10 protein-coding genes and 1 pseudogene are annotated in these 12194 nt (G+C 73.8%); 3 read left to right on the top strand and 8 right to left on the bottom strand.

What is annotated here, in order from left to right:
- From OG689_RS27555 to OG689_RS27530, 6 genes and pseudogenes are all read right to left on the bottom strand, one after another.
- A complete protein-coding gene (locus OG689_RS27555) occupies positions 1 to 153 on the bottom strand; it encodes a hypothetical protein (protein WP_266323543.1) in 153 nt (50 codons plus the stop codon).
- A 1007-nt stretch (positions 154 to 1160) separates the two neighbouring features.
- Positions 1161 to 1562 (bottom strand): annotated as a pseudogene (locus OG689_RS27550) (DUF2637 domain-containing protein); the annotation flags it as partial.
- A complete protein-coding gene (locus tag OG689_RS27545; protein ID WP_266323542.1) occupies positions 1562 to 2077 on the bottom strand; it encodes a hypothetical protein in 516 nt (171 codons plus the stop codon). The pseudogene OG689_RS27550 and the gene OG689_RS27545, both read right to left, overlap by 1 nt.
- Complete coding sequence (locus OG689_RS27540; protein WP_266323541.1) at positions 2074 to 2376, bottom strand: hypothetical protein; 303 nt, start codon at positions 2374 to 2376, stop codon at positions 2074 to 2076. The genes OG689_RS27545 and OG689_RS27540 overlap by 4 nt, the downstream gene beginning before the upstream one ends.
- Positions 2377 to 2917: 541 nt before the next feature.
- The gene (locus tag OG689_RS27535; protein WP_266327467.1) at positions 2918 to 4123 is read right to left on the bottom strand and encodes a DUF6596 domain-containing protein; all 1206 of its coding nucleotides are present in this window, start codon (positions 4121 to 4123) and stop codon (positions 2918 to 2920) included.
- Positions 4124 to 4131: 8 nt separating this feature from the next.
- Positions 4132 to 4539 (bottom strand): YciI family protein, encoded by a 408-nt coding sequence (locus tag OG689_RS27530; protein WP_073927716.1) that lies wholly within the window; start codon positions 4537 to 4539, stop codon positions 4132 to 4134.
- A gap of 767 nt (positions 4540 to 5306) precedes the next feature.
- Between OG689_RS27530 and OG689_RS27525 the strand changes: the two genes are divergently transcribed.
- Entirely contained in the window at positions 5307 to 6371 is a 1065-nt protein-coding gene (locus tag OG689_RS27525) for a cobalamin-independent methionine synthase II family protein (RefSeq protein WP_266323540.1), read from the top strand.
- Positions 6372 to 6776: 405 nt separating this feature from the next.
- Positions 6777 to 7547 (top strand): hypothetical protein, encoded by a 771-nt coding sequence (locus OG689_RS27520; RefSeq protein ID WP_266323538.1) that lies wholly within the window; start codon positions 6777 to 6779, stop codon positions 7545 to 7547.
- A 109-nt stretch (positions 7548 to 7656) separates the two neighbouring features.
- Here OG689_RS27520 and holA read toward each other — a convergent pair whose 3' ends face one another.
- Complete coding sequence (gene holA / locus OG689_RS27515; RefSeq protein ID WP_266323537.1) at positions 7657 to 8652, bottom strand: DNA polymerase III subunit delta; 996 nt, start codon at positions 8650 to 8652, stop codon at positions 7657 to 7659.
- A gap of 235 nt (positions 8653 to 8887) precedes the next feature.
- On the opposite strand from holA, the gene OG689_RS27510 reads away from it, so the two are divergent.
- On the top strand, positions 8888 to 9160 hold the full coding sequence (locus tag OG689_RS27510) for a hypothetical protein (RefSeq protein WP_266323535.1): 273 nt from the start codon (positions 8888 to 8890) through the stop codon (positions 9158 to 9160).
- A gap of 133 nt (positions 9161 to 9293) precedes the next feature.
- Here OG689_RS27510 and OG689_RS27505 read toward each other — a convergent pair whose 3' ends face one another.
- Positions 9294 to 11906, bottom strand: coding sequence for a ComEC/Rec2 family competence protein (locus OG689_RS27505; RefSeq protein ID WP_266323534.1), 2613 nt, complete (start codon positions 11904 to 11906; stop codon positions 9294 to 9296).
- Between the last annotated feature and the right edge of the window lie 288 nt (positions 11907 to 12194).

Here is a 12194-nt window from a genome sequence, read left to right as displayed (position 1 = left end):
TCACAGGGTGAACAGGCCGGCGACGCAGGCGCAGGCGAGGACGATCAGGGCGGTGGTCCGCAGGACCGCGGGGAGGGCGTGGGGCGCGACGACGGCCAGGCCGGTGAACCCGGCCGTCGTCAGCAGCAGCCACGCCGCGAGGGCGAGCAGCATGGGAAAGGGGCCCCTTAGGCGTTGGCGAGGATGCGCTGCAGCTGTTGCGCGCGGGGCTGGCCGATGCGCAGTTCGGCTTGCAGCCGGCGCAGGGATGCGGCGCGGCCGGTCTCGGCGCGGGCGGCCCGGTCGACGGCGCGGGCCGTGGCGATCAGGGCGGCTTCGGGTGCGTCCGCATCCGGGAGTGCATCCGGTGCGTCCGGTGCATCCGGCCCCGGGGTGGGGTCAGCTGCACTGACGTCACCGGTGATCACTTTGTCGGCGCCCACAAAGTGATCAAGGTCGTCCTGACCTGCGGCGGATGCGGCCGGATGCAGGGCGGGGTGCACGGATGCGCCGTCCAGTCCGGGCCACGGGATCGGGCCGAGCACGGGTACCGTCCGGCCGGCGGACGGAACCTCGGGCAGTCGTTGGTCAGCCGCCCACGGGTGCCCGGATGCAGCATCAGATGCAGCCGGATGCGGTGCATCTGGGGTGGCCTCGACGGCATCGAGGGCACTGGCGTCGGCCGGGCCGACGCCATCCGTTGCGGTACCGCCACGGTTGCCCCCGGGGGTGTCCGTGGCCGTGGACGCCCTTTCCGTTACGAATTCCGTCACGGCGGCTGACGGAACCTCGGGGGTGTGCACGGTCTGCACACCCTTCCGGGCGGCGCCGCCAACATGGTCGGGGGTACTCGCCGGGTGAGTACCCTCCCCGTTTGCAAGGTCCCCGGGGGACCCAACAGACAGGGGTCCCGCCGGGACCTCTGACGGGGTCAACTTGACCCTCTCGGCCGACAGGTGGACGGGCTGTCCCTCTGTGAGGGACTGGCTGTCCCTCACAGTCGTTGCGGTATCGCCACGACTGGCCGCGTCTTCGGGTCCGGTGAGCGGATGCCCGTGCCCGACTGCCGGGGCATTTTCCCGGACCCGGGAAAATGGCTGGTCAGAGGCCTTCCCCGTTTCGGTGATCGCCGGAAAAGCCTGGTCAGCGGGGGTCTCAGCAATGCTTAGGGCGGTCCGACCTGCACCGTCGCTCAGCGCGTCGTGGACCTGCCGCATCAGCGCGCCGAAGGCGAGCAGCGCGGCGGTCGGGGGCACCGCGGCGACCACGTAGTCCAGCGGGTCGGACCCGACGACGCCGGCGATGTTCAGGGCGATGGACCCGCCCGAGCCGACCACGGTCAGGGCGATCGCCCACCAGTCCGTACGGCGGGACAGCGAAGCGCGGAGCATCAGCAACTCGCCCGCCACGATGAACAGGTCCAGGCAGCCCGGCCACGCCCACGCCCGGGCGGTCGAGCCGCCGAGGCCGTGCTCGGCGGCCACGGTGTGCAGGTGCGCGTAGGACAGCCAGAACGCGGAGCCGGTCAGCAGACCGATCACGGCGGCCGCCGCGGCAGTCAGCCGGCTGGAGTGGTCGCGCATCACAGGGCGCCCTCCGCATCCTGAACCGCGGTCAGCTCGGCCGCGAGGTCACGCACCCGGCCGGCACGGACCACCAGCTCGGCGGCCAGCAGGCGCAGGGCACTCTCGTCCCGGAAGCGGTAGCACTCGCTGCCGATCTCCACCACCAGGCTGGTGCGCCGGTCCTCGGGCCGGCCGGAGTACGGGGACCGTGTGAGGAACAGGCGCATCAGCTCGACGTCGCCGCGCTCGGTGCCGACGGCGAGCAGGGTCTCGGGGCCGTCGTGGGAGAGGTCGACCAGGTGCAGACCGTCCTCGTGCCGGCCGGTGCACCAGGCGGGCTCGGCGACGGTCACGGGGCCGTGGTCGAGGGTGGTCACGGTGACGACGGGCTCCTGCCACGTCTCGCCGAGGGCGTCCCGGTGCTCCGGGCCGTGGCCGGCGGGCAGCACGCAGGGAAGGCGGTGGCGGCCGATGGCCGGGCCGTCCGTCCATCCGGGACGGCGGACACCGCACGCCGTGGTCGGGGCGCTCACCGGGGGCTGCTCTGCAGCTCGGTGTACCCGGCGACGCGGGCGGCCAGGTGGACGCTGCACGGGCCGGCCGTGAGCCGGTACGAGGTGTGCGCGTCGAGCAGGTCGAGGCCCTCGGCGTCCCACGGCGCGATGTGGCGCTCCAGTCGGGCGGCCAGCTGGTAGGCCGCGGCGAGCAGGACGTCCCGCGGGTCGTCGACGCTCAGCCCCATCTGCAGCATGAGCAGGTGCAGCGGGCCGGTCGCCGCGTAGTCGGGCAGCCTGCGCCGGCGGGCGGGCATGGCGGGGGTAGGGTCGTTCATCAGGTCGGACTCCCTGTTCTGGAGGGGCCCGGCTCAGGCGCCGTCAGGTGGTTGCACACCGGGCGGCGCCGTCCTGTCTCGCAGTACACATTCAGTACACATGAGGCAGTGATAGGCCGGGACTATGCGTGATAACGCGTGAATACGTTTTCGCTGGTCAACCGGCCTATGAGGCTGTTTCTGCAGGTCAGTCAGATGCTTCGAACACACGCGGCCTGCGTTCGCCACGCGGGTGCGGTGCACATGGACTGACTGAAGTGCCGGCTCATAGGCGCTATCGCTACTGCCCGCCAGGGATTCCCTGGCGGGCAGTACGCATGTGTGCGCAGATTCGCGCCGACCGACCAGGCCCGCCGGACGGACGGCGCCGACCCCTGCGAGGGGGCCCAGGCCGGTGGCCGGGCCCCTTTCGCCTCTCCTGGTCGTCGCCCGCCCTTGGTCGCCCGCCCTTGGCAGTCCGCCGCCCCGGAGACCCGGTCCGAGCTCCTGCTCGTGACGGCGCCCTGCCCGGCCGGGGAGCCGCAGGGCCGAGCGCGACCCGTCAGGGGCGCAGCCGGGTGTTGAGGCGGGCGGCCTGGCGCGTCAGGTGGTCGCGCTCGGCCAGGTTCGGCGCCTCCCGGGCCGCCTCGGCGTACAGCCGGGCCGCCGTGGCCGGATCACCGTCGCGCTCGTGGAGGTAGGCCGCCACCGCGAGGTAGCGGGGGACGGCGTGCCCCCCGCTCCGGGAGCCCGGGGAGGAGTCGTCCAGGGCCGCGAGCGCCGCCAGCCCGGCGCGCGGTCCGTCGGCCTCGCCGACGGCGACCGCGCGGTTCAGCCGGACGACCGGGCTGTCGGTCAGGCGCGCGAGCTCGTCGTACCACTCGACGATCTGCACCCAGTCGGTCTCCTCGGCGGTGGGCGCGTCGGCATGCAGGGCCGCGACGGCGGCCTGCGCCTGGAACTCGCCCAGCCGGTCGTGGGCCAGGGCCGCCTGCAGGATCTCGACGCCCTCGGCGATCGCCCCGGTGTCCCACCGGCTGCGGTCCTGCTCGGCGAGCGGCACCAGACTGCCGTCCCGCGCCGTCCGCGAGGGGCGCCGGGCGTGGTGGAGCAGCATGAGGGCGAGCAGCCCCGCCACCTCGGGGTGGTCGATCGCGGCCGCGAGCTGCCGGGTGAGGCGGATGGCTTCGGCAGCGAGGTCGACGTCGCCGGAGTAGCCCTCGTTGAACACCAGGTAGAGGACGCGCAGCACGGTGGCGACATCACCGGGCCGGTCGAACCTCACGCCGGAGACGGTGCGCTTGGCCCGGCTGATGCGCTGCGCCATGGTCGCCTCGGGCACCAGGTAGGCCTGGGCGATCTGGCGGGTGGTCAGCCCGCCGACCGCCCGCAACGTGAGCGCGACCGCGGACGACGGCGTCAACGACGGGTGGGCACACAGGAAGTAGAGCTGGAGCGTGTCGTCCAGCTCCGGCGCGGGCCCGGGCGCCGGCTCCTCGTCGACGAGGAGCTCGCGCCGACGGCGGGCGGCATCCGCCCGGGTCGCGTCGAGGAACCGGCGCCAGGCCACGGTGACCAACCAGCCCTTCGGGTCCCGCATGGGGTGTCCCCTGCTCGAAGAGCCTGGGGAGAGGTCGGCCGGCCAGACACGGGCCGCCTCGACCAGCGCGTCCTGCACGGCGTCCTCGGCCGCCGCGAAGTCAGCTCCGCGGCGGACGAGGATTCCGAGCACACCAGGGGTGAGGCTGCGCAGCAGTACCTCGTCCATGGGCAGGGTCACTCCGTGACGGTGGGCGGCTCGGTCAGGAACGGGCGCAGCTCCAGCCACTCGTGGATCGGCTCCCCGCCGGCGCCGGGGGCGGCCGACAGCTCCCCGGCCAGCTCGACGGCGCGCTCGTAACTGTCGACGTCGATCACCATCCAGCCGGCGATGAGGTCCTTGGTCTCGGCGAACGGACCGTCCGTCACCGGCGGGCGCCCCTCGCCGTCGTAGCGGACGAACGTGCCGCCGGGGGCCAGCGCCTGGCCGTCGACGAACTCGCCCGTCCCCTCCAGCCGGGTGGCGAAGTCACGCATGTACTGCACGTGGGCCGAGATCTCCTCCGGCGTCCACTTCTCCATCGGCACGTTGTTGACCGGGGCCGGAGCGCCGCGGTAGTGCTTGAGCAGCAGGTACTTGGCCATGGTGTTACTCCTCGGTGCTGGTGCGGCCCATTGTGGTCGCATTCACCCCTGGGACGGAGCAGGCCACGGGTTCTCGACATCACCGTCCAAGAATTTTTGACTTTTTCTCGGCGGCGCTCGACGAGGTGCGCCTGAACGAGGTGCGCCTACGGGTGGGTCGGCCGGCCGGGTGCCAAGGCCGGGCGAACTCCGTGTGACCGCGTCCCGCTCCCCCTCCCACAGTGCGGCACCCCGAAGGGGACGGGAGAACGGGATCCGGGCGGCGAGTTCGAAGAACCCGATCGACGGCATCCGCGGCTCCTTGCTCGTCACCAGGAGGGAGAGCATCGGGCGCCTACCGTCCTCGTTCTCCCGGAGCGCCTCCCGGAGCGAGGCGCCTCCAGGGGCGAGGCGTCCTCCAGGAGGTACGGCATGCAGCACTCCAGGGTCGCGGTCAACGCGGGGCACCCGCGCACGGCACAGACTTCCAGGCCCGCCGACGGGCCTGCCGGGGAGTTGCGGACCCGCTACCGGGAGGCACTGCGGATCCGTGCCGTGACCACCGCCCTCCCGCGCGATCGGGAACGGACTTCTCTGGCGGATCGTCAATTCGACTACTACGAACACGTGACCCGGTCAGCCCTCGCAGCACACACCCCCCATCCGCGCCGACCATGGCCCCTTCAACCCGCACCTCTCCCCCGGGCGGTCAACTGGTCGACGCGCAGCACGCCTTGAATGCTCTTGGTGATGGACCGGATGCTCTGCGTATCGCTAGTGTGCTGTTCATGACGCTTCCCACGGAACTCATCGGAAGTCTTCCCCGCTCCGCGCAGCTGCTGGCGGCGGTCGCACAGCACGCCGCCGGGCAGATCGACGACGCCTCGCTGGCGCAGCAGCGGCAGGACGCCGTACGGGACACCATCGCGCGCCTCGAAGCCCTCGGCTCACCCGTCGTGACCGACGGCGAGCAGGCCAAGTCCAGTTTTGCCACGTACCCGCTGGAGGGGCTCACCGGCCTCGCCCCGGAGGGCGCCGTCATCCCGTTCGCGGACGGGCACACGCGTCAACTGCCGCTGCTCACCGCCGGACCGTTCCGCTACGGGACGTACGCCGACAGCTACCTGCTCGCCGCCCGGCAGTACGCCACCGTGCCGGTGAAGCAGGCCGTCATCGCGCCGTCGGCGATCAGCCTGATCTACCCGGCGGACGGCATCGACGGGTACCCGCGGGAGCAGTTCGTCGCCGACCTGCAGGACCAGGCGGAACAGGACATCCGCCGCTGCCTGCGTGCGGGCGCCCAGCGCGTCCAGATCGACTTCACCGAGGGGCGCCTCGCGCTGAAGCTCGACCCCTCGGGCGGGCTCCTCGACTCCTTCGTCGCGCTCAACAACAGCGTGCTGGAGCGGTTCTCCGACAAGGACCGGGCCCGGATCGGCGTCCACACCTGCCCCGGAGGCGACCAGGACTCCACGCACAGCGCGGACGTCGACTACTCCTTGCTGCTGCCCCGCCTCTTCGCGCTCCGGGCAGGCGCGTTCTACCTGGAGCTGGCGGCGGAGGCGGACCCGCGGCGTGTGCTCGACCTGGTGGCCAAGCACTCGGGCGCGGACCAGCAGATCTTCGTCGGGGTGACCGACCCGATCGACCCGGTGGTCGAGACCGCCGAGCAGGTCCGCGACCGAGTGCTGACGGCGGCCGAGTACATCGACCCGGCACGCCTCGGCAGCTGCGACGACTGCGGCTTCGCGCCCTTCGCCGACGACCTCTCCACCTCCCGGGAGACTGCCTTCGCCAAGATCGCCGCGCGGATCGAGGGCACCGCTCTGGCCTCGGCCGCACTGGGGGTCTGAGCGCCGCTTCGATCGCCACCGCCCGCCGACGGGCGGGGACCGGGTCTGCGGAACCGGCCCTGCCTGTCGGATCGTGGGGTAGGGATGTCGTGGAGCAGGGATGTCGTGGAGCTCCGGTGTCGTGGAGCTCCGGTGTCGTGGAGCTCCGGTGTCGTGGAGCTCCGGTGTCGGCGGGCGGCGGCGGGCGCGGGTGTCGTGGGGCCTCGCGGATGCGCGGGGCCCCACTCGTGCGCCCAGCGGGGGCCACTGGGCAGAAGGCGGGGCCACCGGGCGGGAGGCGCGACGGTCGCGAGGGCCTTCGTCCGGTGCACCCACCCTTCCCCCGAGGACCGGCGGACACTGCCGCTATCGTCTTCGAACCGGCATCGACGATGCCGAGGACGCTGGACATCTCAGGGGGATTCCATGACGACGCCACCGCAAGCCGGCACCGGCTACGGAGGTTTGCCGGCGCAGCAGACCGCCGCGCCCGGATACGGCCACCCGGCGCCGCAGCCGGCGCCGCCGGCGTCCGACAACCGCCGGGGGAGCCTGCGACGGAACGCGGGCTGGGCCTTCGTGGGGGCCGTGCTGGTCTCCGTCGTGTGGACGGCCGTCGTCCTCACCGTGCCCGGGATGGTCACCACCCCGGGGTCGCCCCTCGGTCTGCGCGGCTACCACGCCGTCGACGACCTCTGCGCCAAGGCCAAGTTGGTCAAGTTCAACCAGATCTACCGCAAGCCGGACGACACCCCTAACCACCGCACCGACCGGGCGCCCGCGCTCGACTCGATGAACTGCGTGCTCTCCCTGCAGCAGGGATCGGTCGGCGGCAGCGCCGGTGACACCGAATACGCCTCGCTGTACGCGCAGGTCGGCCTGCACAAGGCGGTCAACGTGAGCCCCGAGTTCGACGCCGAGAAGGCCGGCCGCCGGCAGGACGGGTACCGGATCACCGACGTGCCCGGCTTCGGCGACTCGGCCTACACCGCCTACCGGGACGAACCCAGCGCCACGGACAAGAGCTGGCACAGCATCACGCACGAACTGCTGCTGCGCGAAGGCGGTATGACGTACTACCTGTCCTGGTCGGGAAGCTACCAGGAGGGCAAGACCAGCGTGCCCGAGCAGGAGACGATCCGCCAGGCGCTGCTCGCCGACAGCCGGGACCTGCTGAAGGCGATCGGCGGCCGCTGACCGCCCGGGAGACGTCGCCCGGCTTGGAGCTCCCGGCCCGGACCTACCGGCCGAGACGTACCGGTACGAAGACATCGGCCCCGGGCGGTGGTGCGCCGGGCCCGGTGGGTCAGTAGGAGCGGGCGCCGGAGCGGGCCGCCTTGGCGACCGCGACCACCGCGCGCTCCAGCGCGTACGCCGGGTCGTCCGATCCGCCCTTGACCGCCGCGTCGGCCTGGGCGATGGCGGTCAGAGCGGTGGCGACGGCGTCGCCCGTCCAGCCGCGCATCTGCTGGCGGACCCGGTCGACCTTCCACGGCGGCATGCCCAACTCACGGGCGAGGTCGGCCGGGCGCATGTTCCGGCCGGTGGTGGCGAGGCGGCCGATGCTGCGGACGCCGGAGGCCAGGGCGTAGGTGATACCGGTGGGCGGCTGCCCGACCGCCAAGGCCCAGCGCAGTCGCTCCAGTGCCTCGGCGGCCCGGCCGGTGACGGCGAGGTCGGCCACCTCGAAGCCGGTCGCCTCGGCCCGGCCGCTGTAGTAACGGGCCACCACCGTCTCGTCGATGGTGCCCTCGACATCGGCGGTCAGCTGGCTGCAGGCGGCAGCGAGCTCACGCAGATCGCTGCCGAGTGCGTCCAGCAGAGCCTGGCAGGCCTCCTGGCTCGCGGAGCGGCCGAGGGTGCGGAACTCACCGCGGACGAAAGCCAGCCGGTCGCCGGCCTTGGTCAGTTTCGGGCAGGTGACCTCGCGTCCGCCCGCCTTGCGCCCGGCGTCCAGCAGGCCCTTGCCCTTCACCCCGCCCGCGTGCACCAGGACAATGATCACTTCCTCGGCCGGGTTCTCGATGTACGCCTTGACCTCCTTCACGGAGTCGGCGGAGAGGTCCTGGGCCGCGCGGACCACGATGACCTTGCGCTCGGCGAACAGCGAGGGCGTGGTGAGCTCGGCCAGGCTGCCGGGCTGGAGGCTGCCCGGTGCCAGGTCGCGTACGTCGGTGTCGGGGTCGGCCGCCTTGGCCGCCGTCACCACCTGGGCGACCGCGCGGTCGAGCAGCAGCTCCTCCTGGCCGACCACGAGGGTGAGCGGGGCGAGCAGATCGTCGGGTGCACTCTTCCTGGCCATCGCGTACCAGCATCCCACGGGGCCCGGACAATCCCGGCGGGAGCGGTGGGTGGGGCGGGAGCGGTGGGTGGGGCGGGAGCAGTGAGAGGAAGCAGCGAGAGAGGTCAGCGAGCGGGGTCGGCCGGACCTGCGGGACAGGGCAGGCGTGACTGGACGGACGGGACAGGACGGACCGGAGCAGCAGAAGCGACGGCCGGGGTGCAGGGGCTCGGGTCGGGATCTGGAGAATGGGGGCGTGAACGACAACGACATCGACCTCCACACCCGCCAGCTGCTCGTGCTGCCCGACCGTGACGCCGCCGACGAGGCGGCGGAGAACCTGGCTGCCCGTCGGCCCCCGTTCGGGGACCTCGACGTCGTCCGGGACGCCCTGGCCGGTGAGGACGACGCCGAGGACGCGCAGTGGCTGGTCGTCGTGGAGCCGCCGGAGAGCGGGTGGACGACCGGCCTGCTGGCCGAGCTCGACGCCCTCGCGATCGAGTACGAGGGCTGGCGCGAGGAAGGCTGAGCGGACCGGCGGCGCTCGGGGGAGCGAAGGAACGCAAGGGCGGATCCGGAGGCGCGACGGCGGTCAGGGCGTTGCCAGGGGTGACGCCGGGGTACAGCCGCGGGGTGCGGCCAGGGGGCGGCGCGGTAGGTCCTCATCGGCGGGCGCCCTCCGCCCGGTCGTGGGGACGGGTGACCGCGCCGAGGGTGGCGGAGGTGTCACCGAGGACCGCGACGTCGCCGGACAGGTCGGTGCGCAGCACGGTCGCGCCGAGCCCCCGAAGCCGGTCGACGGTGCGGGCCGCGGGGTGGCCGTAGGGATTGTCCCGACCGCAGGAGATCAGTGCCAGCCGGGGCCGCAGGGCCGCGGCGAGGTTCCGGTCCTGATGCGCGGAGCCGTGGTGGGCCACCTTGAGGACGTCCACCCGGCCGATCCTGCGGCCGGCGAGCAGGGCCGCCTGCGCCGGTGGTTCCAGGTCACCCAGGAGGGCGACGCGCAGCTCCCCGGCCGACCCGTCGGCGTGCCCGAGGGTGGCCAGCAGCGCGACGCTGGCGTTGTTGGCCCCCGGCGCCTCGGGGCCGGACGGCCCGAACGGCCCGGACGGCCCGGACGGCCAGAGCACCTCCCAGGAAAGCCCGGGCCCGGCCGTACGGCGCTCCCCGGCCGCGGCCCGCAGCAGCGGCACGCCCGCCGCTGCAGCCCAGCCCCGCACCCTGGCGGCCTCGGCCGCCGGCTCGTCCAGGACGGTCGTCTCGACGGCACCCACCTGGCGTCCGCGCAGCACGCCGGGCATGCCCTCGACGTGGTCCGCGTGGAAGTGGGTCAGCAGCAGGAGCGCGACGCGGGTGATGCCGAGGCTCCGCAGACAGGCGTCGGCTGCGTGCGGGTCCGGTCCGGCGTCGACGACCACCGCGCTGTCGGGCACGGCCCCGTCAGGCACGGCGCCTGCTCGGTCGTCCGGGAGGACCGGCAGCACCAGCATGTCGCCCTGGCCGACGTCGCACATGGCGAGTCGCCAGCCGTCGGGCGGCCAGCCCGTGGCGATCCGGGTGAGAACCGGCGGGCGCAGCAGAACGAGCAGCAGGGTGACGGCGAGGACGGCGGCCGACAGCATCCGGAGGCGTCGTGAGCGGACGGCCCGTGGCCCGGCCGTGGCGTCCGGGGCGGTACGTGGTGGCAAGAGGAGCGGCGCCGCCCAGCACGCGGCCGCGGAGGCCACCACGAGGGCGCCCGCGCCGAACAGTCCGCCGGGCCAGGCGAGCTGGGCGCCGGGGAGGGACGCGCCCACCCGGGCGACCGTGGCCAGCCACCCGGCCGGGACCCCGGCCAGGCCGGCGAGCAGCCGTGCCACCGGGGGTGCGAGGGGTTCGAGCGCGAGGACGGCGAAGCCGAGCAGGGTGGCCGGCGCGACGGCCAGCTCGGCCAGAAGGTTGCAGGGCACCGCGACGAGGCTGACCCGTGGTGCCAGTAGCACCGTGACGGGGGCGCACAGGGCCTGCGCGGCCGTGGCGGCCGCGACGCCCGTAGCCAGCGGTCCCGGCCAGCCCCGGGCGCGCAGGGCCGCCGCCCACCGGGGGCCCAGTACCAGCAGGCCGGTGGTGGCGAGCACCGAGAGCAGGAAGCCGTAGGAGCGGGCGAGGTCGGGGTCGAGCAGGACGAGGACGAGCACCGCACCGGAGAGCGCCGGCAGCGCGTGCCGGGGGCGACCCGAGGCCAGGGCGAGCAGCCCGATCAGGCCGGTGGCAGCCGCTCGGAGAACGCTCGGGTCAGGGCGGCAGACGGTGACGAAGGCGAGTGTCACGGCGGTTCCCAGCAGCGCGGTCTTGCGCAGGGAGAGCCCGAGCAGCGCGGCGAGCCCGCGGCGTTCGGGCGTGCCCGCCCGGCCGGGCGCGCCGAGCAGCACCGCCAGCAGGATCGCGAGATTCGCCCCGCTGACCGCCGTCAGGTGGGTCAGGTCGGTGGCCCGGAAGTCCTCCTTGAGGTCGTCCGGGAGGCGGGAGGTGTCCCCCACCACAAGGCCGGGGAGCAGGCCACGGGCGTCGGCGGGAAGGCCGTCGCAGGCGGACCGGAGGCCGGCCCGGAGCCGGCCGGCGATGCGCTGGGCAAGGCTCGGCCCTTCGATCGGCCGGGGCGGGCCGTGGACCAGCAGGACGGCCGCACTGTCGCGGAACCCCTCGCCCGCCGGCAGGACCCGGACGTCGGCGGCCACCCGGGTCGACGGCAGCAGGACCTGCCAGGGGTCCGCGTCCTGGGCGCGCACCATGACGAGAACGGGGGTCCTGCCCCGGGTGACGGTGACCAGGCCCGCCGCGTCCGGGACAGCCACCTGATCGGCCACGGCCTCGACGGTCAGCAGGGACTGCCCCGGCGCCGTTCCCCGCGCCCGCGAAGTACGGGACTTGGGATCGCCCGCGATCGTGAGCTCGACTCTCAGTTCGGACGCACCTACGGGTGTCGCGGTGGCGGCTCCGGGAGTGGCGGCTCCGGGAGAGATGGTTCCGGGAGTGGCGGCTCCAGGAGTGGCGGGGGGCGGGGCTCCGGCAGCCTCGGGGCGGGCGAGTGCGGGGAGGGGACCCCGGTGGAGGTCGGCGGTGTGCAGCAGGGTGGTGGCGGTCGCCGCGGCGGCGGTGAGGAGGATGCCGGCCAGGGTCACGGTCGCCCGACCGTGACCGCTGCGGCGGACGAGCAGGAGGACGGTGGCGAGGACCGCGGCGAAGCATGCGGCGACGACAGCACCCGGGCGCTGGCCGGGGCCAAGCCGGAGCACCGCCGCCGCGGCGCCCCAGGCCGAGAGGGCCGGGAGCAGCAGCCGGAGGTCCGCCGCGGGGGCCAGGACGGACGATCCCTCGGGGACACCGTGCGGAAGGTCGGTACCGGGAGCGGAGGTGGCGCGAGCCGGAGTGGGAGCGGGAGCGGCGGGGCCGGTGCCGGAGCCGGGATCACCGAGGCCGGCCCCGAGGTGGGCGGTGCGGGCGCCGCCGGCACGGATGGCGGGATCGACGGGGGTTCACCTCCTCGTTGCCGGACCGGGTCGGGTGTGCCGGGAGCAAAGCCC

This window comes from Kitasatospora sp. NBC_00240 (assembly GCF_026342405.1).
Lineage (GTDB): Bacteria > Actinomycetota > Actinomycetes > Streptomycetales > Streptomycetaceae > Kitasatospora.
The sequence above is the reverse complement of the archived record's forward strand: the minus strand, read 5'-3'. Positions and strand labels throughout refer to the sequence as shown.

What these genes read in the sequence shown, in the direction of transcription:
- OG689_RS27555 (WP_266323543.1), bottom strand. Translation starts at nt 153, where the DNA reads ATGCTGCTCGCCCTCGCGGCGTGGCTGCTGCTGACGACGGCCGGGTTC.
- OG689_RS27540 (WP_266323541.1), bottom strand. Translation starts at nt 2,376, where the DNA reads ATGAACGACCCTACCCCCGCCATGCCCGCCCGCCGGCGCAGGCTGCCC.
- OG689_RS27535 (WP_266327467.1), bottom strand. Translation starts at nt 4,123, where the DNA reads ATGGACGAGGTACTGCTGCGCAGCCTCACCCCTGGTGTGCTCGGAATC.
- OG689_RS27530 (WP_073927716.1), bottom strand. Translation starts at nt 4,539, where the DNA reads ATGGCCAAGTACCTGCTGCTCAAGCACTACCGCGGCGCTCCGGCCCCG.
- OG689_RS27525 (WP_266323540.1), top strand. Translation starts at nt 5,307, where the DNA reads ATGACGCTTCCCACGGAACTCATCGGAAGTCTTCCCCGCTCCGCGCAG.
- OG689_RS27520 (WP_266323538.1), top strand. Translation starts at nt 6,777, where the DNA reads ATGACGACGCCACCGCAAGCCGGCACCGGCTACGGAGGTTTGCCGGCG.
- holA (WP_266323537.1), bottom strand. Translation starts at nt 8,652, where the DNA reads ATGGCCAGGAAGAGTGCACCCGACGATCTGCTCGCCCCGCTCACCCTC.